The 22,562-nt window shown below is 67.8% G+C and carries 23 protein-coding genes; 16 read left to right on the top strand and 7 right to left on the bottom strand.

Translation table 11 applies throughout. From position 1 onward, the window contains the following. Nucleotides 1-39: 39 nt before the first annotated feature. The 4 genes from ACFSC3_RS12740 (at nucleotide 40) to coaBC (ending at nucleotide 4,763) form a co-directional block, all read left to right on the top strand. Complete coding sequence (locus ACFSC3_RS12740; RefSeq protein WP_380940814.1) at nucleotides 40-771, top strand: class I SAM-dependent methyltransferase; 732 nt, start codon at nucleotides 40-42, stop codon at nucleotides 769-771. A gap of 157 nt (nucleotides 772-928) precedes the next feature. After that, nucleotides 929-2,461 carry a 2-polyprenylphenol 6-hydroxylase gene (gene ubiB / locus ACFSC3_RS12735; protein WP_380940813.1) on the top strand — a complete coding sequence of 511 codons (1,533 nt, stop codon included), beginning with the start codon at nucleotides 929-931 and terminating at the stop codon, nucleotides 2,459-2,461. Then, on the top strand, nucleotides 2,458-3,594 hold the full coding sequence (locus ACFSC3_RS12730) for a hypothetical protein (protein ID WP_380940812.1): 1,137 nt from the start codon (nucleotides 2,458-2,460) through the stop codon (nucleotides 3,592-3,594). The genes ubiB and ACFSC3_RS12730 overlap by 4 nt, the downstream gene beginning before the upstream one ends. After that, nucleotides 3,591-4,763 (top strand): bifunctional phosphopantothenoylcysteine decarboxylase/phosphopantothenate--cysteine ligase CoaBC, encoded by a 1,173-nt coding sequence (gene coaBC / locus ACFSC3_RS12725; RefSeq protein ID WP_380940811.1) that lies wholly within the window; start codon nucleotides 3,591-3,593, stop codon nucleotides 4,761-4,763. The genes ACFSC3_RS12730 and coaBC overlap by 4 nt, the downstream gene beginning before the upstream one ends. Nucleotides 4,764-4,810: 47 nt before the next feature. Here the strand turns inward: coaBC and ACFSC3_RS12720 are convergent, their stop codons facing one another. Together ACFSC3_RS12720 and ACFSC3_RS12715 are read right to left on the bottom strand one after the other, a co-directional pair. Then, nucleotides 4,811-6,034, bottom strand: coding sequence for a TonB-dependent receptor domain-containing protein (locus tag ACFSC3_RS12720; protein WP_380940923.1), 1,224 nt, complete (start codon nucleotides 6,032-6,034; stop codon nucleotides 4,811-4,813). After that, complete coding sequence (locus tag ACFSC3_RS12715) at nucleotides 5,968-6,924, bottom strand: TonB-dependent receptor (RefSeq protein ID WP_380940810.1); 957 nt, start codon at nucleotides 6,922-6,924, stop codon at nucleotides 5,968-5,970. Before ACFSC3_RS12715 ends, ACFSC3_RS12720 begins: the two co-directional genes overlap by 67 nt. A gap of 408 nt (nucleotides 6,925-7,332) precedes the next feature. Here ACFSC3_RS12715 and dut point away from each other — a divergent pair, with 408 nt between their 5' ends. Genes dut through ACFSC3_RS12690 form a run of 5 tightly spaced genes read left to right on the top strand, consistent with a single transcriptional unit; the run spans nucleotide 7,333 to nucleotide 9,472 of the window. Then, nucleotides 7,333-7,776, top strand: a complete 444-nt coding sequence (gene dut / locus ACFSC3_RS12710) for a dUTP diphosphatase (RefSeq protein WP_380940809.1) — start codon at nucleotides 7,333-7,335, stop codon at nucleotides 7,774-7,776. Then, the gene (locus ACFSC3_RS12705; protein ID WP_380940808.1) at nucleotides 7,773-8,174 is read left to right on the top strand and encodes a hypothetical protein; all 402 of its coding nucleotides are present in this window, start codon (nucleotides 7,773-7,775) and stop codon (nucleotides 8,172-8,174) included. Before dut ends, ACFSC3_RS12705 begins: the two co-directional genes overlap by 4 nt. After that, nucleotides 8,171-8,920 (top strand): HesA/MoeB/ThiF family protein, encoded by a 750-nt coding sequence (locus ACFSC3_RS12700; protein WP_380940807.1) that lies wholly within the window; start codon nucleotides 8,171-8,173, stop codon nucleotides 8,918-8,920. Before ACFSC3_RS12705 ends, ACFSC3_RS12700 begins: the two co-directional genes overlap by 4 nt. Then, nucleotides 8,908-9,207: a peroxiredoxin gene (locus ACFSC3_RS12695; RefSeq protein ID WP_380940806.1), complete on the top strand. Its 300-nt coding sequence runs from the start codon at nucleotides 8,908-8,910 to the stop codon at nucleotides 9,205-9,207. The genes ACFSC3_RS12700 and ACFSC3_RS12695 overlap by 13 nt, the downstream gene beginning before the upstream one ends. A gap of 55 nt (nucleotides 9,208-9,262) precedes the next feature. Further along, the gene (locus ACFSC3_RS12690; RefSeq protein ID WP_380940805.1) at nucleotides 9,263-9,472 is read left to right on the top strand and encodes a hypothetical protein; all 210 of its coding nucleotides are present in this window, start codon (nucleotides 9,263-9,265) and stop codon (nucleotides 9,470-9,472) included. Nucleotides 9,473-9,524: 52 nt separating this feature from the next. Here ACFSC3_RS12690 and galU read toward each other — a convergent pair whose 3' ends face one another. Then, nucleotides 9,525-10,397, bottom strand: a complete 873-nt coding sequence (gene galU, locus ACFSC3_RS12685; RefSeq protein ID WP_380940804.1) for a UTP--glucose-1-phosphate uridylyltransferase GalU — start codon at nucleotides 10,395-10,397, stop codon at nucleotides 9,525-9,527. An 85-nt stretch (nucleotides 10,398-10,482) separates the two neighbouring features. On the opposite strand from galU, the gene wecB reads away from it, so the two are divergent. Both wecB and ACFSC3_RS12675 read left to right on the top strand, forming a co-directional pair. Continuing rightward, nucleotides 10,483-11,607, top strand: a complete 1,125-nt coding sequence (gene wecB / locus ACFSC3_RS12680; protein ID WP_380940803.1) for a non-hydrolyzing UDP-N-acetylglucosamine 2-epimerase — start codon at nucleotides 10,483-10,485, stop codon at nucleotides 11,605-11,607. A gap of 246 nt (nucleotides 11,608-11,853) precedes the next feature. Further along, nucleotides 11,854-12,609 (top strand): metallophosphoesterase family protein, encoded by a 756-nt coding sequence (locus ACFSC3_RS12675; protein ID WP_380940802.1) that lies wholly within the window; start codon nucleotides 11,854-11,856, stop codon nucleotides 12,607-12,609. Here the strand turns inward: ACFSC3_RS12675 and ACFSC3_RS12670 are convergent. Beyond that, nucleotides 12,593-13,558 (bottom strand): M48 family metalloprotease, encoded by a 966-nt coding sequence (locus tag ACFSC3_RS12670; RefSeq protein WP_380940801.1) that lies wholly within the window; start codon nucleotides 13,556-13,558, stop codon nucleotides 12,593-12,595. The genes ACFSC3_RS12675 and ACFSC3_RS12670 overlap by 17 nt on opposite strands. A 238-nt stretch (nucleotides 13,559-13,796) precedes the next feature. On the opposite strand from ACFSC3_RS12670, the gene ACFSC3_RS12665 reads away from it, so the two are divergent. The 5 genes from ACFSC3_RS12665 (at nucleotide 13,797) to ACFSC3_RS12645 (ending at nucleotide 19,158) form a co-directional block, all read left to right on the top strand. Further along, nucleotides 13,797-14,057, top strand: a complete 261-nt coding sequence (locus ACFSC3_RS12665; protein WP_380940800.1) for a hypothetical protein — start codon at nucleotides 13,797-13,799, stop codon at nucleotides 14,055-14,057. Between the two features lie 622 nt (nucleotides 14,058-14,679). Next, complete coding sequence (kduI, locus tag ACFSC3_RS12660; RefSeq protein ID WP_380940799.1) at nucleotides 14,680-15,522, top strand: 5-dehydro-4-deoxy-D-glucuronate isomerase; 843 nt, start codon at nucleotides 14,680-14,682, stop codon at nucleotides 15,520-15,522. A 145-nt stretch (nucleotides 15,523-15,667) separates the two neighbouring features. After that, entirely contained in the window at nucleotides 15,668-16,420 is a 753-nt protein-coding gene (kduD, locus tag ACFSC3_RS12655) for a 2-dehydro-3-deoxy-D-gluconate 5-dehydrogenase KduD (RefSeq protein ID WP_380940798.1), read from the top strand. Between the two features lie 115 nt (nucleotides 16,421-16,535). Further along, nucleotides 16,536-17,543 (top strand): sugar kinase, encoded by a 1,008-nt coding sequence (locus ACFSC3_RS12650; RefSeq protein ID WP_380940797.1) that lies wholly within the window; start codon nucleotides 16,536-16,538, stop codon nucleotides 17,541-17,543. Nucleotides 17,544-17,652: 109 nt separating this feature from the next. Further along, nucleotides 17,653-19,158: a carboxylesterase/lipase family protein gene (locus ACFSC3_RS12645; protein ID WP_380940796.1), complete on the top strand. Its 1,506-nt coding sequence runs from the start codon at nucleotides 17,653-17,655 to the stop codon at nucleotides 19,156-19,158. A 3-nt stretch (nucleotides 19,159-19,161) separates the two neighbouring features. On the opposite strand, the gene ACFSC3_RS12640 is transcribed toward ACFSC3_RS12645, so the two are convergent. Genes ACFSC3_RS12640 through ACFSC3_RS12630 form a run of 3 tightly spaced genes read right to left on the bottom strand, consistent with a single transcriptional unit; the run spans nucleotide 19,162 to nucleotide 22,464 of the window. Next, entirely contained in the window at nucleotides 19,162-20,709 is a 1,548-nt protein-coding gene (locus ACFSC3_RS12640; RefSeq protein ID WP_380940795.1) for a hypothetical protein, read from the bottom strand. 40 nt (nucleotides 20,710-20,749) lie between these two features. Beyond that, nucleotides 20,750-21,064, bottom strand: a complete 315-nt coding sequence (locus ACFSC3_RS12635) for a hypothetical protein (protein ID WP_380940794.1) — start codon at nucleotides 21,062-21,064, stop codon at nucleotides 20,750-20,752. 14 nt (nucleotides 21,065-21,078) lie between these two features. Next, nucleotides 21,079-22,464: a pectate lyase family protein gene (locus ACFSC3_RS12630; RefSeq protein ID WP_380940793.1), complete on the bottom strand. Its 1,386-nt coding sequence runs from the start codon at nucleotides 22,462-22,464 to the stop codon at nucleotides 21,079-21,081. Nucleotides 22,465-22,562 lie beyond the last annotated feature (98 nt).

Below are 22,562 nucleotides of genomic sequence, written 5' to 3'. Positions count from 1 at the left end.
CGTTTGCGGGGGCCACAAGGCTTCGCTAGGGCCGTGTCCATGACTGACACCGTCTCCTTCGGCTATGAAGACGTCGCCCCAGAGGAAAAGACCCAGCGCGTCGGCGCGGTCTTCAAGAATGTGGCGAGCCGCTACGACCTGATGAACGACGCCATGTCGGGGGGCATGCATCGCCTATGGAAGGACCGGTTCGTCGCCCGGGTGAAGCCGCGCGCGGGCGAGCAGGTGCTCGACATGGCCGGCGGCACCGGCGACATCGCCTTCCGCCTCGCCAAGTCGGGCGCGAGCGTGACAGTCGCCGACATCAACCCGGCGATGCTCGAAGTCGGTATGGAACGCGCGCAGGAACGCGGGATCGACGGCCTCGTCTGGACCGAAGCCAATGCCGAGACGCTGCAATTCCCCGACCGTTTCTTTGACGCCTACACCATCGCGTTCGGCATCCGGAACGTGACCGACATCCCCAAGGCCTTGCGCGAGGCGCACCGGACCTTGCGGCGGGGCGGGCGGTTCTTCTGCCTGGAATTTTCGACGACCACCTGGCCGCTGTTCGGCGATGTGTACGATGCGTACTCGCACAAATTGGTCCCGAAGCTCGGCAAGCTGCTGGCGAACGACGAGGACAGCTATCGCTATCTGATCGAATCGATCCGGCGCTTCCCGGACATGCCGACGTTCGAGCGGATGATCGGCGAGGCGGGGTTCGTCCAGACGAAGGTCGAACCGCTGCTCGGCGGGCTGGTCGCGATCCATTCGGGTTGGAAGATTTGATGGCTGCTGCGCGTCTCCCCTCTCCCCGTGGGAGAGGGAGGGGCCCGCTCGGCGCAGCCGAGTGGGAGGGTGAGGGCAGCCGTCTGCGCTTGACCCTGCCCTCACCCTTCCGCCGCTACGCGGCTCCCTCCCTCTCCCACCGGGAGAGGGATTTCGTATGACCGCCTCCATCACCCACCTCTGGCGCCTGTTCAAATGGGGCCGCACGCTCGCGCGTCACGGGGCGCTGCGGGGGATCGAGCGCGATCCGAATACGCCGGCCGCGGTCCGCCGCCTCGCTCGCGTCGCCCGCGTCGGCGCACGCGTGCCGAAGGTGCCGCAGTACGCCGAAGCCTTCCAGGCGATCGGCCCGGCCGCGATCAAGCTCGGCCAGACGCTGGCGACGCGCCCCGACCTGGTCGGCGAGGACGCCGCGCACGACCTGCTGCGCCTCCAGGATTCGCTGCCCCCCGTCCCGTTCGACGCGATCCGCGCCCGCATAGAGGGGAGCTTCGGCCGCCCGCTGTCGGCACTGTTCGCCGAGTTCGAGGAGGAATCGATCGGCGCCGCCTCGATCGCGCAGGTCCACCGCGCGATCACGACCGACGGCCGCCGCGTCGCGGTGAAGGTGCTGCGTCCGGGCGTCGAGGCCGATTTCGCCCGCGCGATCGACACCTATGAATGGGCCGCCGCCCAGCTGGAGGGCATCGGCGGCGAGGCGATGCGGCTGCGTCCGCGTCTGGTCATCGAGACGTTCAAGCGCTGGACCGCCCGCGAACTCGACCTGCGGCGCGAAGGCGCATCGGCGTCCGAACTCGCCGAGGGGATGGAGGCGGAGCCCGATTTCGTCGTTCCCGCGATCGACTGGCAGCGCACCACCGGCAAGGTGCTGACGCTCGAATGGGTCGACGGCATCAAGCTGTCGAACCGCACCGGACTGATCGAGGCAGGCTACGACGTGTCCGTCCTGGCGTCGAAGCTGGTCCGTGCGTTTTTGCGCCAGGCGATCTCGGATGGCTTCTTCCACGCCGATATGCACCAGGGCAATTTGTTCGCGCTGCCCGGCGACCGGATCGCCGCGATCGATTTTGGCATCATGGGCCGCATCGACCGCCGCGCGCGGGTGTGGCTGGCGGAAATCCTCTACGGCCTGATCACCGGCGACTATAAGCGCGTCGCCGAAATCCATTTCGAAGCCGGCTATGTCCCCCCGCATCATAACGTCGCCGAATTCGCGACGGCACTGCGGGCGGTGGGCGAGCCGATGCGCGGCCTGCCGGTCAAGGACATGTCGGTCGGCGCGATGCTGGACGGACTGTTCGCGATCACCCGCGATTTCGACATGCAGACCCAGCCGCACCTGCTACTGCTGCAAAAGACGATGGTGATGGTGGAGGGCGTGGCGACCCGGCTCGATCCCGACATCAACATGTGGGACGTGTCCGGCCCGTTCATTCGCGAGTGGATCCGCACCGAACTGGGTCCGGAGGCATGGGCCGCCGACCGCATCGTCACCGACCTGAAGACCTTCGCCCGCCTGCCCGAGCTGATCCGCAATATCGAGGCGCGCTATCCCGCCCCGGGCGGCGCGCCCCCCGCCCCGCCGCTGCGCGAAATCGAGGTCGTCCGCGTCGGCGGCGGCTGGCGCTACGGCGCGGTCGCGATCCTGTCGGCGGCGCTGGCTGTTGCCATGACTTTGTGGGTGGCGTGAGCGACCCCGTTGCTCCGCCGCTTCCGCAACGTGGCCGCGCGTCGCTCTGGCTTGCCGCCCCGACCCGTTTCGCCGGGTTGAACACCGCCGGCGCGCGCCTCGCCGCCGCCTTTCTGGCGCTGCTGCTGGCGCTGGCGTTCACCGCACTCGCCGTGCCCGACCCGACCGTCAGCGCCGCCCAACCGACCAACGACGTCAGCGACCTGGGCATATATGAATCGGTCATCGCGGGCCTGCGCGGCGGCGGCGATTATTATGCGCTGCTCGCCGACGCGCTGCGCAGCGGCGGCTATCCGTTGAGGCCCTTCGTCACCTTCCGCCTGCCGGGGCATAGCGTCGTCCAGGCGATCCTGCCGCAGGGCGTCACCATCGCGATCCTCTACCTGCTGGCGGCGGGTGTCGTGGTCGCCTGGTGGCTGCGGCTGAGATCGCTGTTGTCGCGCCCGCTGACCCGTAGCATCCTCGCGCTGGTTCTCGCCGGCGGGCTGGTGCCGTTCGTCCAGACCGATTTGATCGCCTTCCACGAGATCTGGGCGGCGATGCTCGTCGCGCTGTCGCTCGCGATCTGGCGGCCCGACCGCTGGTTGCCCTCCGTCGCGCTGGCGCTGGTCGCGATGCTGGTGCGCGAGACGGCGGCGCTGTTGCCGATGGTGATGGCGGCCTATGCGCTGAAGGCGGGCGCACGGCGGGAAGCGCTCGGCTGGGCGCTCGCCCTGCTCGCTTTCGCCCTTGCGCTCGTCGCCCATGCCTGGGCGGTGGCGCAGGTCGTCGAGCCGCTCGATCCGACGTCGCCGGGCTGGTCCGGGCTGCACGGGCCTGGCTTCTTCGTCCGCTCGCTGGTCATCTCGACCGCGCTGTCCGCGCTTCCGCTGGCACTCGCCGCGCCGCTGGTCGCGCTGTCGCTGTTCGGCTGGAGCGCCTGGCGCGACCCGGTCGGTGCGCGCACGGCGACGCTGTTCTTCGGATACGCCGCGGTCATCGCGATCTTCGCGCGGACCAACACCTTCTACTGGGCGCTGATGCCGGCACCCGTCTTCCTGATCGGACTGATGTTCGTCCCCGACGCCGTCCGCGACATCGCCACGCGCCTGCTCGACAGGCGGCGCGTCCGGGTGCAGAGGATCACGCAATGAAGCGCATCCTGCTGATCGTCGGCGGCGGCATCGCCGCGTACAAGGCGTGCGAGCTGATCCGCCTGATCCGCAAGGCGGGCATGGCGGTGACGCCGGTCCTCACGCAGGGCGGCGCGCATTTCGTCACCCCGATGACGCTTGCGGCGCTCGCCGAAAGCCCGGTCTACACGACGCTGTGGGACCTGAAGGACGAGGCCGAGATGGGCCACATCCAGCTCAGCCGCGCCGCCGACCTGATCGTCGTCGCCCCCGCGACCGCCGACCTGATGGCGCGGATGGCGCACGGCCATGCCGACGACCTGGCGACCACGCTCCTCCTGGCGACCGACACGCCGGTCCTCGCCGCGCCGGCGATGAACGTGCGGATGTGGCAGCACGCCGCGACGCAGCGCAATGTCGCTCAGCTTCGGGCGGACGGTATCACCGTGATGGAGCCCGACGAGGGCGCGATGGCCTGCGGCGAATATGGCCCGGGCCGCCTGCCCGAGCCGACCGCGATCCTTGCCGCGATCGAGCGCCATTTCGCCGGCGACGGGCCGCTGACGGGCAAGCACATCCTGGTCACCGCCGGTCCGACGCATGAGCCGATCGACCCGGTGCGCTACATCGCCAACCGCTCGTCGGGGAAGCAGGGCTATGCCATCGCCGGCGCACTGGCCGAACTGGGCGCGCGGGTGACGCTCGTGTCCGGTCCCGTCGCCCTCGCCACGCCGCCGGGCGTGACCCGCATCGACGTGGAAACCGCGCGCGAGATGGCCGATGCGGTCGACCGCGCCCTCCCCGCCGACGCCGCCGTCATGGTCGCCGCGGTCGCCGACTGGTATGTCGAGGCTGCGGCACAGAAGCTGAAGAAGGGCGAAGGCGCGCCCCCGCTCGCACTCCACACCAATCCCGACATCCTCGCGACGCTGGCGAAAAGCCCGACCCGCCCCCGCCTGCTCGTCGGCTTCGCAGCGGAGACCGAACGCGTCGTCGAGCACGCCACCGCCAAGCGTGTGCGCAAGGGCGCCGACTGGATCGTCGCCAACGACGTTTCCGGTGACGTGATGGGCGGCGATGCCAACACCGTGCATCTGGTCACAGCGGACGGCGTCGAGGACTGGGAACCGCTGCCGAAGGACGCCGTCGCGCGCCGGCTGGCAGAGCGGATCGCGGCGGCGCTGGGCTGAGGGACGCGTTCCTAATCTGCCATGTCAGCAGATCGCGCGTCCGTTACTCACCGCGTTACCGCCAGCCCGAACAGCACCGCCCGCGTGTCCGTGACCCAATCGGTGTCGGTCGTCGTCACCGCGGTACGGATCACGGTCCGCACCCGGCTGTCCTGCACCAGTCCGCGCGCGGTCAGCGAGGCCGTCAGCCGCGGTGACAGCGTGTGGCGCCACACGACATTCACTCCGCTCGTGCCGCTCCGGCGCCCTTGGGGCAGCAGGTCCGGGCCGCGGCGGTCGGCGTCGATGTGCAGCTTGTCCCGCTTCGTCGCATCCCAGTCGATCGACGCCTGGAGCGAATAGCCGGTCAGTGCAGCCCGGGTCCGGCCGAACCCGTCGTCGGTGTCGATCCCGTCGCGGCGAAACGACGCGGCCAGGCCGTACTTGACCGCCTTGCCGATCGGCCCGCCGACCGTGACCTCCGCCCCGGCCGATCGCCGGGTGCCGGCATTCGCCGCCGTCCGCAACAGCACGCCGTCGCCCGCGATGTCGTAGAATTCGCCGATCAATCGGTCGGTCCGTCGCAGGAATATGGTCGCCGTCGCGCGCAGGCCCGACCGGTCGATGCCATATTCCACCTCCGCCGTCGTCACGTCCTGCGGCCGCAACAGCGGATTGCCGCGCGACAGCCGTTGGGGATCGACCGTCACGACGATCGGGCTGAGATCGCGCGGGTCTAGCCGCTCGCGGCTGCGCGAGAGACGCAACGCCCAATGATCGCGCGGCCTGTCTCGCATCACCGACAGCCGGTGTGCAAAGCCGCCCAGCCGCCGCTCGACCCGCGCGACGCCGGGCGAGGCCGCGACGGTGATCGCGATATCCTCGACCCGCGTGCCCGCCTCCGCCGACCGGTCGCCCTTACGCCAGGTCACCGCGCCGTCCAGCACCGCGATTCGCTGCATCCCGTCGAACTGCGCCAGCGCCGGGACCGGCAGCGAAGCCGACACGGCCGGATCGAACGAGACCGCTCCATTGCCGATCGCAGTTACCTCCCGCCGCCACTCGCCGCCGCTCCGCAACCGCCACCCGGTGGCGAGCGGCAGGTCATAGTCGGCCGCGATGCGATCGATCGCCGTCCGCGTGCGGTACAGCACCCGCCGCCCCCCAGCCGGTCGCTCCGGACGGATCCAGGTCGTGACGAACGGCCGGTCGGAGCGCAAGCTGGTCACGCTATGCTGCGCATCGACCGACAGGGCCGCGACGCCGTCATCCGCCTTTTCGCGATAGGACAGGCTGACGTCATGGTCGTCGTTGGCGTAGGTCCGGTCCGTACGCGACGATAGAGGGCCGGGAGCACATCGCCCGCCGCGACATCGCGATGATCCTCGAACAGTTGATTGATCGGAGCGGCGTGCGACACCGATGCCTCTAGGCTCACTTCGGCATCGGCAGGCAGCGCATAGGACAGGCTGCCGCCCAGACTGGCCGACCGGGTCAGCGTCGGCGTGTAGCGCGACAGGGTGTCGAACCGCGCCGTCACCCCGCCGTCTTGGTCCAGCAACCGACGCTCGTCCCTCACCGTCTGCAACCGGACATCCTGACGAAATCCGGCATCGAGCAACGCCTTCACCCGCCCGCGATTGAGCCCGGCATTGACCGACAGGGTGCGCCGGCCGCGGTCGCCGACCGTCACATTTGCCTTGCCGCTCGGCCCCGGCACCCGGGGCTTCTTCAGGACGATGTTCAGGATTGTGCCGCCATCGGCATCGTCGCGGACCGACGGATTGGTCAGCACCTCCACTGACGCGATGTTGCCGCCCGCGATCGCCTCCAGCGCCGCCCCGCGCCCCGCCCCATTCAGCCCCGCGGACGGTCGGCCGTTCACGAAGATGCGGACGCTGTCATTCCCCCGTACCCGAACGCTGCCGTCCGGCGCGACGCTGACCGACGGCAGCGCGTTGAGCACATCGACCGCACTCCCCGCCGCCCCCTGCGGCGAATCGGCAACGGGATAGGCGGTGCCCTGCAAGGTCGACTGCGCGCCCATCCGCCGGCCCTTCACGACGACTTCCGTCGGTGGCGGGTCGGCGGATGGTGGCATGACGACCTGCGCCGTGGCGCCGCTCGACAACATGGCGCCGATGGCCGGGCTGCGGGCGAGGATCAGGGACGCACGGGACAAGGCCCGGCAGCACGCAGGGCGCGAAGACGGCATGCAGCACCTGAATTTTGGGGTCGCCGCGAGGGCGTCGACGCTTGGTACGAGCGACGCGCCCAAACGACTATCGATCAATTGTCAGCCGAGCCCCCAATTAAATCGATGGCTCGGCCAACCGTCCGTCCCGCCAACTGGTCGCCCGCCCGAAATTCATTTTCCTACATGGGCGCAATCTGCTTCACCCGTTCGGATGATGCGTCGCCCGCCTCTGCTCCGCGCTTTCGGTCCAAAGGTGACAAAAGTGTTCGGTCCAAAGGTGACAAAAGTGACGAAGGCTGACCGATGGAGCGCGGTATCGCAACTTTTGGGGTCGCTGTCCCTTGCGGTACTCGCCTTCGACAGACCGGCGCGGGTCCGGTATTGGGGGCAATCATGACTGCGATCCGCATTGCCCTGAAACGCCTGCCGAACGGCGCCGACCTTCCCCTGCCCGCCTATGCCACCGCGGGAGCCGCGGGGATGGACGTGGTGTCGGCGGAGACCTGCGAGATCCGCGCCGGGGAGCGCCGCGCAGTCGCGACCGGCTTCGCGCTGGCGATTCCCGACGGCTATGAGGTGCAGGTGCGCCCGCGCTCGGGACTGGCGCTGAAGCACGGCGTCACCTGCCTCAACACGCCGGGCACGATCGACAGCGATTATCGCGGCGAGGTCAAGGTGATCCTCGCCAATCTCGGCGCCGAAACCTTCACCATCGCGCGCGGGGATCGCATCGCGCAGCTGGTCCCCGCCCCCGTTCTGCGCGCCGAACTGGCCGAAGTCGACGATCTCGATGCGACGGCGCGGGGGGACGGCGGCTTCGGATCGACCGGGCGATGATCGGGGTTCTCGCCATCGCCGCAACCTTGCAGGCCCAGTCCTTTGCGCCGTTGCCCCCGCCCGCCGAAGCGACGGCGCTGATCCCGCCCGCAGACTGGTCGATCCTCCCGCCGCTACCCTGGCGCGTGCCGCCGGAGGCGTCGCCGGAGCTGAGCGCCTTCGTTCGTCGCACGATCACACAGGAAAATTGTCCGGTCGCGGGTGAGCGGCTGATTGTGGAGGTTGCGATCTTCATTCGCGGCGATGGCGTACCGCGCCGGGTCGTGCCGCGGGCGATCGACTGCCCGACCGTCGAGCAATTCGCCGCCGGTTTCGTGTCCAGCCTGGCGCGGAACAACGTGCGCCTGCCCGCCGGCGGCTGGTATCGCACCACCATCACCTTCGACTGGGGCCGATGACCCTCACCGACGCGGAACTGGAGCGCTACGCGCGCCACATCGTGCTGCGCGAAATCGGCGGCGCGGGGCAGATGCGGTTGGGCGCGGCGCATGTCGTCGTCATCGGCGCAGGCGGGATCGGCTCGCCTGCCATCCAGTATCTCGCCGCAGCCGGCATCGGGCGGCTGACGCTGATCGACGACGACCGCGTCGACCTGTCCAATCTTCAGCGGCAGACGATCTTCACGACCGACGACATCGGCCGCGCAAAGGTCAAGGCGGCGGCAGAGGCCGCCCGGCGGATCAATCCCGGCGTGACGGTGACGGGCATAGCCGCGCGGATCGATACCACCAACGCGGCGGATCTGATCGCCGGGGCCGACGTCGTCCTGGACGGCTGCGACAATTTCGCCACCCGACTGGCGGTCGCCGACGCCGCGCTCGCGGTCCGCATCCCGCTCGTCTCCGCCGCGGTCGGCCAGTTTGAGGGGCAGCTTGCCGTCTATCGCGGATGGGAGGCGGATCGCCCCTGCTATCGCTGCCTCGTCGGCGACGATCCGGACCGGGCCGAAGCAAGCTGCGCGGAAGCCGGGGTGCTCGGCGCGATGACTGGCGTGATGGGCAGTCTCGCCGCGCTGGAGGTCATCCGCGCGATCGTGCCGTTCGGCGACGATCCGACGGGCAAGCTACTGCTCGCCGATGCGCTCGCCTTCCGCTTTCGGACCCTGACCGTTCCGAAGGACCCGGGGTGTCGATGCGCGGGCTGACGATCATCGTCGCGGATGCCGATCCCGCGCGGTTCGATGCCGCGCTGACGCTCGCCACCGCGCAGGCCGCGCTCGGCGCGCGCGCGCGGCTGTACCTGCACGACGCCGCGGTGACGCTGCCGCTGACCGGCGCGCTGGCCGACACGGCCCACGAGCTGGGGGTCGAGATCATCGCCTGCCAGACTGCGCTCGATGTCCACGGCATTGCGCCACAGCCCGGTGTCGACGGCGGTGGCATGGTCGGCCTACTCGGCACGATCGGCGAAGATCGGCTGCTATTTGTCTGATTTCCGGGCAATGGAAGCTATGGTAGCAAGCCTGTCTCGACAGGGAGATTTGACGATGCAGCGGGCCACCAGCGCACAGCTGGTCACGGCGTTCGATCCGAACAGCGAGCCGCTGATCGAAACCACGTTCGAACGCGCGATCATGCAATGGTCCTCGCTCGACCGCGTGACCCAGGCCGACGCCCTGCTGATCGTCTCCGGCGCGGGTGGCGAGCGTCGGGTCTATGGCCGCGCGGCCATTGCGGAGATGGCCGGAAAGGACTGACCGGTCCCCTCCGCCCGCCGCTGAGCAGCGGGCGAAGGGACCGATCGCTACCTCACTTGCGCAGTGCGGATTCCGCGAACGCGCGCACCGCCGGGCCGATGTCCGACCGCGCCAGTGCGAGCGCAAGATTGGCCTGGATATACCCCGCCTTGTCGCCGCAGTCGTAGCGCTGGCCGTCGAAGGTGAAGCCGTGGAACGGCTGCTTGCCGATCAGCTGCGCCATCGCGTCGGTCAGCTGGATCTCGCCACCCGCACCCGTTTGCGGATTGTCGAGGATGCGCATCACTTCGGGCTGGAGGATATAGCGGCCGGGCGTCATCAGGTTCGACTTGGCAGTGCCCGCGGCCGGCTTCTCGATGACTTCCAGCACTTCGGTCAGCGGTCCGTCGACCGCGCCCGGCGTGATGATGCCGTATTTGTCGGTTTCCTCGGGCGCGACTTCCAGCGCGCCGATGATGTTGCCGCCGACCCGCTCATACGCCGTCACCATCTGCTTCAGGAAGCCCGGCGTGCCGCACATCAGTTCGTCGGGCAGCAACACCGCGAAGGGTTCGTCGCCGACGATCTCACGCGCACACCATACGGCATGGCCCAGACCCAGCGGCTCCTGCTGGCGGATGTAGACCGGAGAGCCCGGCTTCTGGCGGATGCCGGCGATCAGGTCGAGGCTCTTGCCGCGCTCGCGCATCGTCGCTTCGAGCTCGTAGGAGATGTCGAAATGATCCTCCAGCGCGCCCTTGCCGCGGCCGGTGACGAAGATGATCTGCTCGATCCCCGCCTCCAGCGCTTCCTCGACGGCATATTGGATCAGCGGCTTGTCGACGACGGTCAGCATCTCCTTCGGCATTGCCTTGGTGGCGGGAAGGAAGCGCGTGCCGAGACCGGCGACGGGGAAGACAGCCTTGCGGACGGGTTTGAAAGTCATGGATGCTCCGTAAGCGCGCCCGGTGGCGCCCGCAATGTGCTTAGTTAGGCCGGGTTTAAGAACGGTGACGGTAAACCTCTGTTCGATGAAGAAACTTCTGGTGATCTTCGGCACGCGCCCGGAGGCGATCAAGCTGTTCCCCGTCGTCCGCGCGCTGGCAGATACCCCCGGCATCGCGGTCCGGACCTGCGTGACCGCGCAGCATCGCGGGCTGCTCGACCAGGTGCTGGCGATGGCGGACCTGACGCCCGGCATCGACCTCGACCTGATGGAGCCCGGCCAATCGCTCGACCGGCTGACCGCGCGGTTGCTGACCGGGCTGGGCGAGGTGATGGACTCCGAGCAGCCCGATCGTGTGCTGGTGCAGGGTGACACCGCGACCGCAATGGCCGGCGCGCTTGCGGCCTATTACCGCCGCATCCCGGTCAGCCATGTCGAGGCGGGGTTGCGCTCCAGCGACATCTGGGCGCCCTGGCCCGAAGAAGTGAACCGCCGGATCGTCGCGCCCATCGCAGATCAGCATTTCGCCCCGACACGGACCGCCGCCGACGCGCTGCTGCGTGAGAACATCGCGGCCGACACCATCCACGTCACCGGCAACAGCGTGATCGACGCGCTGCTGTGGACGCAAGACCGTGTCGCCGCCGATCCGGCGCTGGCCGCGGGACTGGACCCCGTCGCCGAACGCTTAGCCGGCAAGCGAATCATCCTCGTCACCACCCATCGTCGCGAGAATTTCGGCGACGGCATGGTGGAGATCGCGCACGGCCTCGGCCGGATCGCGCAGCGTGACGACGTCGGCATCCTCTTTCCCGTCCACCCCAATCCCAACGTCGCATCGGTCATGGACAGGATAGTCGGCGACCGGCCGAACGTCGCGCTCGTCGATCCCCTCGATTATCCGCAGTTCGTCCGCGCGCTGGGCATGGCCCATATCGTGCTCAGCGACTCGGGCGGCGTGCAGGAAGAGGCGCCCGCGCTCGGCAAGCCCCTGCTCGTCCTGCGCGACACGACCGAGCGCCCCGAAGGCATCGCCGCCGGCACCGCGAAGCTGGTCGGCACCTCGGCAGACCGCCTTGTTTCCGAAGTCTTCACTCTTCTCGACGATAGCCGGGCCTATTCGGCCATGGCCCGCGCCCACAATCCGTTCGGCGACGGCCAGGCTTCGGCACGGATGGCAAGGATCATCGCGGATGGTTTCGGGCTCTGAAATACTGGTCGCCGTCCGCGGCACGACCAACGGGCACGCGCAGACTCACATCCGACGCCGAACCCAACGGTTTTCGCGATCGTCGTTCCGCTCGACCCAAAGCCTTCAGGCGACTAATAGGATCAGGTTCGACACGCCGGCCGCCGAGCCGCGCACACGTTTCGTTCCGCTGAAGTTCGGGACTTGATCCACCGCCCGCCAATCGGCAAGGCTATCCGTCATCGTATAGAGTATCTGTTTCCCCCGATGCTTGGCTCTCTGTTCCGTACCAGCCGCGCGGCGGCCCCTACACCTCGGATTCCGGACGACGTTCGCGTCTATGCGATCGGCGACGTTCATGGCCGCGACGACCTGCTGCGCCAGTTGCTCGATCAGATCGACGCGGACGATGCCAGCCGCACGCCCAAGCCCAGCCAGCTGATCTTCCTCGGCGACCTGATCGATCGCGGCGAGCAGAGCGCGGCGGTGGTCGACCGCGTGCTGCGCCTGACCGCCGAGCGGCAGGTGCGCGTGCTGGGCGGCAATCACGAAGAACTGCTGCTGCGGACGCTGTCCGGCGACAAGGAGGCGGCGCGCATCTTCGTGCGGGCAGGCGGGCGCGAGACGATCCTGAGCTATGGTGTCACCGCGGCCAACTATGACCGCGCCGATTTCGACGAACTGCCCAATCTCATCCGCGCGCACATGCCGTCCGGCCACATCGCCTTTCTCGAAGGGCTGGAGGACATGATCGAGATCGGCGACTATGCCTTCGTCCATGCCGGCATTCGTCCCGGCGTGCCGCTGGCCGAGCAGAAGCCCGAACATCTGCGCTGGATCCGCTCCGGCTTCCTCGACCACAAGCAACCGCACCCGCGGATCATCGTCCACGGCCACACCATTACCGAGACGATCGACGAGCGCCCCAACCGCATCGGCATCGACACCGGCGCCTATGCGACCGGACGCCTGACGGCGATGGGCCTGGACGGCGACGAGCGGTGGTTCATCGCGACGGCGTGAACAGGTCGGCCGGCGGATCGACCGGCCGGCCGCTCGCCTTCAACGCCTTCAGCCGCGCCAGTTCGGCGTGCAGCGCCGCGACGCGCGTCTTCCACCCCGGATGCGTACGGTCGGACAGGATGCCCAGGTCGTTCGCGCGGAGGAACTTCGTCCAGAACGCGACCGCATCGTCCGGGCTGTAGCCGGCGCGGTCGAGCACATAGAGGCTCAGCCGGTCGGCGGCGATCTCGCTCGCCCGGATCGCTGCCCCGCCCTTTCCGAACCCCGGCAACAGCCCGCGATAGCTGCGCGCCAGCGTCTCCGGGTGCCGCAGGATGATGTGCGACAGTTCATGAGCCAGGACTGGCGCCAGATCCTCGCGCGCTCGCGACGGGTCGACGAGATCGCTCGACACTTGGACGCGACCGACGTCGGCGCTGGCGTTGGTGTCGCTGCCGGCGCGCACCTCGAACCGCGCGCGGCAGGCGGCGAGGCCGTCGATCGTACGCGCCAGCGTCTCCCCGCCGCGCTCGACGGTCAGCACGGCCCGCCCGTCACGCATCGCGGTGTCGAGCAGATCGGCGGCGCGTTCGCTATCAGTGACGGTCGCCGGTCCGGTCTGGTCGACGGTCGTGGTCGCAGTCCCGTCGATCGACAGGATGCGGTCGCCGGTCGCCAGTCCGGCGCGCGCGGCCGGCCCGCCGGGCACTACGGCGAACACGACTGGTCGCTCCCCCATGGCGTACAACCGCCGCGCCGCATCGCGATAGTCGCGACCATATTGCGAGATCGCCTGCACCGTCATGCCCGTCACCCAGCCGCGCTGCGGGCACCATTGCGCAACGGCCGTCTGCAACCGATTGCCGACGGCCGTCACCGCGCCGTCCTGCGCCGCCAGCGTCCGCAGCACGGCGTCACGATCGATCGGATCCGCCGACGCAGCAGGCAGGATCAGAAGCGTTAAGGTCATCGCAACCATTCGTCGCATTTTCCGTTTAACGCTTCCGTAACGATCGCCCGTCATAAGCCAGTGTGTTCCCGCGACTGCAAATCGTTGGGGCAATAAGGGCAGTATATTCAAATCGATCGTCCCGATGAAACCAACGGCACGATCGGGAGTTTGATCGGCCGGGGCTTGCACTGCACAATATGCTGTGACATAGCCTCACGAGATTATTAACCGAAGACCACGTAAAAGGGAGTAGTTTATGCGGTTGTCCAAGGTAGTGCTGGCGTATGCGGCAGCGTCGATGGCAGTGATGCCGGTTGCTGCGACTGCGGCCACCGCTAACCCGGCTGCGAAGCTCTCGCTGTCGAAGGCGGTTCCGGCTTCGGCGCGTGCGTCGTCGCACAGCGGCAAGTCGAAGGCAGCGGGTTCGGGGATCATCATCCTGATTGCAGCCGCTGCGGCTGTCGGTCTCGGCATCGCCGCCGCGACCAGCGGCGGTTCGTCGGCGGACAGCAACTAAGCTGTCGCGACACGCTAGGAATTGGGGCGGCTGGGCAACCAGCCGCCCTTTTCTTTTGTCTGTCGTTTGCGTGAGGTTTGCCGGGCTCGCCAGAGACGTCTGAAGGTCGACGCTGCGGCGCGTCGCCCCCTCCATACAGACGCGACGGACGTGATGCACAGCCGCCCCCGGCGCTGGTCGGAGCGTTGATCGGCGTCGGGCCTCGACCGCCGAGCTTTCACCTGCTCGAAACCTTTGCGAGACTCCATCTGTGCTCCCGCGCAGGCCGGATCCCAGGGTCGCAAGCGCCATCGCTCGTTGGATTGCCTAACCCTGGGTTCCCGCCTTCGCGGGAACACCGACGGGTCTCAATCAGGGGCAAGGGCTTTCGGAGAGCTTTGCTGGCGCAAAAACACTGTCGGCTGCGCGCGACACATTCGCCCCCTTCTGTCCTAGCCGTATCGCGCGCCGCATCACGGATACGCTGCAACCACGGCCGCCCCATCCCATCCCGCTTTCCAATTCCCGCGTTCGGCAATAAGGCGAATGCGACACGCGTCCGCTCACAATGTGAGCGCGCCGCTTGAGAATTGACCTGACACCGGTTACCAGCCTTTCGATTTTCTTCGGAGATACCCGACCCATGTTCGACCGCACCTATTACGCCACCCACCCCGACATGATGGAATGCGTCTCGAACGACGAGCTGCGCGACCGGTATCTGATCCAGGGCCTGTTCCGTGACGGCGAGTGCGTGCTGAATTACACCCACGCCGACCGTTTCGTGATCGGCGGCGTCGCGGTGGCGACCGGTTCGGTCAAGCTGCCCGATCAGGAGGAGCCGGCCTCGGCCAAGGGCCATCCTTTCCTCGAACGCCGCGAACTGGCGATCGTCAACGTCGGCAAGACCGCCGGCACCGTCACCGTGGACGGCGAGACGTTCGAGCTGGGCAACAAGGACTGCCTGTACGTCACGATGGGCGCGAAGGACGTGCAGTTCTCCGGCGACGGCGCGCGCTTCTACCTCGCCTCCTGCCCCGCGCATAAGGCGTTCGCGACCAAGAAGCTGAGCATCGCCGACGCGAACAGGCTCGACCGCGGGAGCCTCGAGGAATCGAACGAACGCAGCATCTATCAGCTCGTCATCCCGGGCGTCTGCGATTCGGCGCAGCTGGTGATGGGCCTGACCGTGCTGAAGCCGGGCAGCGTCTGGAACACCATGCCCCCGCACATTCACGAGCGCCGCAGCGAGATCTATTTCTACTTCGAACTCGACAATCTCGACACCGACCGCGTCATGCATTTCATGGGCGAAGGCGAGGCGACCCGTCACATCGTAATGGCGAACGAGGAGGCCGTCATCTCGCCGCCGTGGTCGATCCACATGGGTGCGGGCACCAAGAGCTATGCCTTCATCTGGGCGATGGCGGGCGAGAACCAGGATTATACCGACATGAACGTCCTGGACATCTGCCAGCTGGCGTAAGCCACGCGCGAAAGCCCCTCCCTGCCAGGGAGGGGTTAGGGTGGGTGGCGTGCTCGCGATATGAAGGCTCGCGCGAGACGGCCACAGTACCGCCCGGACTACCCACCCCCAGCCCCTCCCTAGAAGGGAGGGGGGAGTAGAATTGATGAACCCCTTCGACCTCTCGGGCCGCGTCGCGGTCGTCACCGGTGCGAATACCGGCATCGGCCAGGCGATCGCCCTGGCTCTCGCCGCGGCAGGCGCCGACATCGCCGCGGTCGGCCGTTCGGCGGCGACCGACACGGTCGACCAGGTTCGCGCGATGGGCCGCAAGGCGGAGATCGTTTCGGCAGACCTGTCGACCATCGAACCTGTTCAGCGCGTCGTCGACGAGACGGTCGAGAAGCTCGGCGGCCTGCACATCCTCGTCAACAATGCCGGCATCATCCGCCGCGCCGACGCGGTCGACTTCAGCGAGGAAGATTGGGACGCGGTCGTCGACACCAATCTGAAATCGGTGTTCTTCCTCTGCCAGGCGGCCGGGCGCCACATGATCGCGAACGGTGGCGGCAAGATCATCAACATCGCCTCGATGCTGACCTTTCAAGGCGGCATCCGCGTGCCGTCCTATGCCGCGTCCAAGTCGGGCATCGCCGGCGTGACCAAGCTGCTGGCCAACGAGTGGGCGACCAAGGGCGTGAACGTCAACGCGATCGCGCCGGGCTATATCGCGACCAACAACACCGCTGCGCTCCAGGCCGACGCAGCGCGCAACAAGTCGATCGTCGACCGCATTCCCGCCGGCCGCTGGGGCGACCCGAGCGACCTGGGCGGCGCGGCTGTCTTCCTCGCCTCCTCCGCGGCGGACTATGTCCAGGGGCATATCCTGGCGGTCGACGGCGGCTGGCTGGCGCGCTGAGGTTTTCTAACCGTCATGCCGGACTTGATCCGGCATCCAGAGTCACGAACGACACCGCGTGTGGCTCTGGATCCCGGGTCGAGCCCGGGATGACGAAATCAAGGATGGGATGAGGATGGGCACTTTCGTAGCATTCGGCGAAATCATGCTGCGGATGTCGCCGCCGGGCCGCGAGTTGCTGCTCCAGACGCCGCGGCTCGACGTGTGGGTCGCAGGCGCGGAAGCGAATGTCGTCACGCAGCTCGCCCGTCTCGGCCACGATACGCGGATCGTCACCGCCCTGCCCGCCAATGGCCTCGGCGACGCCGCGGTGACCAGCCTGCGCGGTCACGGCGTCGACACCCGCCACATCCAGCGCCGCGACGGGCGGATGGGCTTCTATTTCGTCACCAGCGGCGCCGGCTTCCGCCCGACCGACGTGCTCTACGATCGCGCGCATTCGGCCTTCGCCACTGCGCCGGCCGATGCATGGGACTGGGATACGCTGCTCGACGGCGCAGACCGGCTGCACCTCTCCGGCATCACCCCTGCGCTCGGCCCGGACGGCACCCGAGCCGCGATCGCGGCCGCCGAAGCTGCGACCCGGCTGGGCGTGCCCATCTCGTTCGACGGCAATTATCGCGCCCGGCTGTGGGAGGCGTGGGACAGCAATCCCCGCGAGACGCTCACCACACTCATCAGCCATGCCGACGTGCTGTTCGGCAACCACCGCGACGTGTCGCTGCTGCTCGGCGAGACCTTCCACGGTGACGGTTCGGAGCGCCGGCGCGAGGCGGCGGAGGCGGCGTTCGCGCACTTCCCCAAGCTACAAGTCATCGCGTCCACCGCGCGCCACGCCGACGACGCCGACCGCAACCGCGTGTCGGCGCGCATCGACACCCGCGAGCGCGGCTTCCAGACCGACGAAGCGCTGATCACCGGCATCGTCGACCGCATCGGCGCGGGTGATGCTTTCGCCAGCGGCATCCTCCACGGCCTGCGCACCGGCCTGCCACTGGAGGACATCGCCCGCACCGGCCTCGCGCTGACCGCGCTGAAACATTCGCTGCCGGGCGACGCCAGCCTGTTCGGGCAAGCCGATATCGATGGCTTCTTCGCTGGCGGGTTCGACGTTCGGCGATAATCTTCCGGAGCTCCCGCGCAGGCGGGAGCCCAGGGTCGCTAAGGACATCGCTAAATAACCCTAGGCTCCCGCCTGCGCGGGAGCACGGAGGGGCGGAAGGGAGAGGATAATGGATCGACGCACCTTCGTCGGCGCAGGCCTGGCATTCGCCGCTGCGCCCGTCCCCGCCCTCGCAGCCCCCCGCCGCTGGACCGGCACGGTCGAGAACGGCGTCCACGCGTTCAAGGGCATCCGCTACGGCACCGCCGAACGCTTCCAGGCGCCCAAGCCCTACCTCCCGACCGGCCCCGTCGCCGCGACCGCCTTCGCCCCGTCCTGCCCCCAGTCGAGCAAGGTCGGCCCGACGTCGGAGGACTGCCTCTACCTCAACGTCTGGACCGCAGACCCCGACGCGCGCGCCGGCAAGCCGGTGATGGTCTATATCCACGGCGGCGCCTATTCGAACGGCAGCGCGGTCGATCCGCTGCACGACGGCCAGCCGCTCGCGAGCACCGGCGACGTGGTGGTGGTGACGGTCAACCACCGCCTCAACGCGCTCGGTTACCTCTACCTCTCCCGCCTCGACCCGCGCTTCCCCGACAGCGGCAATGCCGGCCAGCTTGACCTCATCCTCGCGCTCAAATGGGTGCGCGACAATATCGCCGGGTTCGGCGGAGATCCGCGTCGCGTCACGGTGTTCGGGCAGTCGGGCGGCGGTGCCAAGATCGCGACGCTGCTCGGCATGCCGGCCGCGCGCGGCCTGTTCCACCGCGCCGCGACAATGAGCGGCCAGCAGGTCACCGTGTCCGGCCCGCTCAACGCCACCGCCCGCACGCGCGCCTATCTCGGCAAGCTCGGCGTGACGACGGACGACATCTCCCCGCTGTTGGCGATGCCGGTCGAGCGATTGATCGAGGGGCTGTCGGCGACCGACCCGATCCTCGGCGGCGGCGCCTATATGGGTCCGGTGCTCGACATGCGCTGGCTGGAGCGCCACCCCTTCTGGCCCGATGCCAACCCGATCGGCAATGCCGTGCCGCTGATGCTTGGCAACACGCGGCAGGAAACCGCAGCCTTCATCGATCCCGACGGTCCCAAGATGCGCGGGCTGACGTGGGACACCCTCCCCGCCCGCATGGCGCCTGAACTGCGGATCGACCTTCCCCCGGAATGGATCGTTGCCCACTACCGCGAACGGTTCCCCCGCTATTCGCCGATGGATGTCTTCTACGACGCGACCACCGCCGGCCGCAGCTGGCCCGGCCAGGTCATTGAGGCGGAGGCACGCGCCCGTGCCGGTGCGCCGGCCTGGGTCTATCAGGTCGATTTCGCCAGCCGCACCGACCCGCGTCGCGGCGCGTTCCACACGATGGACATCCCGCTGGTCCTCGGCACGCTGGACCGACCGGGATCGCAGACCGGCACCGGGACGGCCGCCCAGGCCGCCAGTGCCGCGATGCAGAGCCGGTTCATCGCCTTCGCCCAGACCGGCATTCCCGACCCCGCATGGCCGCGATACGACCTGAAGACGCGATCGACGATGATCTTCGACGTGATCAGCCGCGTGGAGAACGATCCCCGTCGCTGGCAACGCGAACTCTTCGCGCGGGCGCCCTATATCCAACCGGGGACATAGTCCTCACTTTGCGTCCGACGTGTCGCCGTCACCCGCGGCGCTATCGGCCGCTCCACTGCCGAGCTTAAGGATTTTGGCGATCGGACGCTTGGCGTCGATCGCCTCGACGACCCGCGTGAAGCGGTTCTTCTCCGCCGGGATGTGGGGATCATAGGCAAGCGGCAGCAACGTCGCTCGCGCCGCAGCCAGTTGCCCGTCGACGACATATTGCCGCGCCGTCATGATACGCAGCCCCGGGTCCTGCGGCGACAATTCCAGCGACCGATACAGGCCCAATGCCGCGTTCTTCGTCGGCTGCTGCCCTGCCGCTTCGAAGCTTTCGTAGAACAGCTGCAAGGGCTCGGCCGCATCGGGGTCGGCACGGTTCGCCTTGACGAACCAGCCGCGGGCTTCGCTCCACACCGCCGGATCGCGACTTCCGGCCGTTCGCGCGCGACGGATGCGTGCCCGGCCCTTGTACATTAACGCCTCGATATTCTTCGGATCTACCGCAAGCGCCCGGTCGGACGCCGCCTCCGCTTCGGCATCGTTGCCCGCATCATATTCCGCTTCGGCCAGCACCACCTGCGCTGCGGGATCGCTGGCGAACGGCGCGGATCGTTTTCGGGCTTCCGGTAGGATCTCCAGCGCCTGCTTGCGCGACACGCCGCGATCCGAACGCAACCTGACCGGCATCATCGCGGCTTCACCCGGACTCAAGGGGCGGAGACTGACCGGTCCGACCTTCACCATGTCGGCTGGCAAGCGGAGGCTGAGGATCGGCTTGCGGACATAGTCCTCCATCTGGCGACGCAGAGCATTGAGATCACCGAAGGCTTCGCGAGCGGCATCCAGGTTCGGCGGCCCCCTGTTGATCGCCTCAAGATACTTCGTGAGCTGGCCGCGGCGGTCCTTGCTGAACGTCAGCATGTGGGTCAGCACCCAGGCCCGGCCGTAGAATATGTCCTGGCTCATGTCGTCTCGCCGCCCGGTCGAATCGAGCAGCTGCTCGATCTTCATGTCGGCGTTCAGCACATTATACGCCCGATGCTTGGCCGGTCGGCCGATTTCGACGGTTCCGTCGGGTTGCGTTCGGATCGTCGAGAAGAATTCGGCGAACCCCTCATTGTACCAACGGGGCAGCGCTCCGTTGGACGAACTCAGCAGGAAGTGATGCGCATATTCGTGAAACAGGACTATGTCCGACGATATGCCCCATTCACTGGATGCCGGCGTCCGTGCCGTATAGGCGACCGAATGACCGACGCGGGGAATGTAGAAACCCGCGACCGAACCACATTTTCCGCAGAGTTTCTCAACGGCGCCGGTTCCGGAGATCGCATAGATCACGACCCGATTGGATTTGCTGGCGGTGCGGTCTTGCGACGGGTGCAACTTATCGAGTGCGGCTGCCGAGCGTTCGAGATTGTCGGCGAACGTCTTCAACCAGCGCTCCCCGGAATCGGCATAGATCAGGAAGTGATCGGTCGACGCCTCCCGCCACTCGGCGGCTGCGGGGGCGGTGATCGTCAGGGCGGCAACGGCCGCGAAACAACGCAGGATGCTGTGCATGAGCGGAAAGCTAATTCAGATCAGATAGCCTGAAAAGCGGCTATCCGCGGTGCGTGCGCCACCATTCGGCATAAGCCGTATTCTCGACCTTGTGACGGTTCACGTCCGCCGCGCCATCGTCCCACCAGACCGGTCCCCGCTCCCCGAGCGCGATCTTGGCGGCGTTGACGTCGGCCCGTGCGGCCTTTTCCTCCGCCGCGGTCTTCGCCTGTCCCACCGCGCGGCGGGCGGCCATCAGTTGCTTGACCAGCCGGTCGCGATCCGCCTCGCTCAGGTCGGGGCGGGTCGCGCGCCACAGCACGCCGTCGACCACGATATAGCGGCCATCAGGCGTCCGGGGTGGCGCGTCACGCATGCGGAGCCATCGCGCTACTTGCGCATCGCCGCGTCGCGCGCCGACAGATGTTCCTGCGGCACGTCGCGGGTCTGACCGGGATAGCGGCCCGATTTCGGCTCCATCGTATCGAGGTTCCAGTCAGCCTCGACGAACGCCGCGCGGGTCGGCTTCTGCACCGGATAGGCGCTGACGTCCTTCTCGTCGTTGATGATCGCGCCGCGGCCTTCGGCGACGAAGAAAAACACGCGGATATCGTCGGCGTCGCGATCCCACGGCCGCGCACCGGCGTTGGCGAGGACATGGGTCTCGACATCGCGCGCCGGCAGAACGGGCAGTCCGGGCACCCAGACGACCGGTTTGGCGACCTCGATCAGCCTGGCCTTGGTTTCCCCGTAGCGGCCGAACATCGGCAGCGGCTCGCCATGTTTGTCGACCGCGATGTTGTCGCGGCCATGATAGCGCAGGTCGCCATCACCACCGAGCATCAGGAAGGGCACGCGCCCGTCGGTCGACGGACCGCCGCGATAGACGTTGCCGACCGCGCTGATCTCGCCGGTCACATAGGGATGCCCCTCCCACTCGAGCGCCATCAGATTATAGTGAAGCGCTCGCTTGCCCGCGTCATAGATAAGGTTGTTGACGAACACGCCCTGCGCGCCGCCCTTGAACAGCGCGTTGCGCTCGACATTATGGGCGTAGAGGTTGCGCCAGATGGTGATGCCGGTCGCATTGTCGTGGATCAGCGAGCCCTTGGAATGCTCGCCCTTGGGATGCGAACTGTCCGCCAGTCCTTCGTAAGCGGCGTTGTACGAGAAGGTGATGTCGTGGCTGGTCCCGCGGCGCCAGTCCTCGACGGTCGTGCCGGTGAAACGCGGGCCGCTGGCGGACATGTTCTCGTCGACCGCCCAGCTGAAGGTGCAGTGATCGACGATGACGTTATAGGCGCCGACCGTGGAGAAGGCGTCGGCCTCCCAGCCCGATCTTTTGGCCTGGCCATCGGCGCCGGTGCGGACGCGGATATGGCGCATGATCACGTCGTGCGCCTTCACATCGAGCCCGCCCTTGATCAGCGTGATGCCGGGAGAGGGTGCGGTCTGGCCGGCGATGGTCACGAACGGTTCGGTGATCGTCCAGCTCTTCAGCCCCATGTCGATGACGCCGCCGACTTCGAACACGATGATCCGCGGCCCCTTGGCATCGAGCGCGGCTTTGAAGCTGCCGGGGCCGGAGGCATCGAGATTGGTGACGCGGATGATCCGCCCGCCGCGACCGCCGGGCGTCTTCGCGGCCGGTCCCACCGCACCGGGGAAGGCGATCCGGTCGCCGGTCGCGACACGCGCCGCCTGAGCCTGCGCCAACGTCGGTACGGTAGCGGCCAGCAATGTCGCGACTGCGCCCAGAATCATCGATTTCCGCATCACGCTCTCCTCACCCATCCCCGCGCCGTTGCGGCGTCGCACGACTGACTGACACCGGTTTCCACAAATGACAAGCGGTGATCGATTCACCCCCCTCT

The sequence above is a fragment of the Sphingomonas floccifaciens genome (assembly GCF_042681125.1).
GTDB lineage: Bacteria > Pseudomonadota > Alphaproteobacteria > Sphingomonadales > Sphingomonadaceae > Sphingomonas > Sphingomonas floccifaciens.
This window is presented reverse-complemented; position numbering and strand designations above follow the sequence as displayed.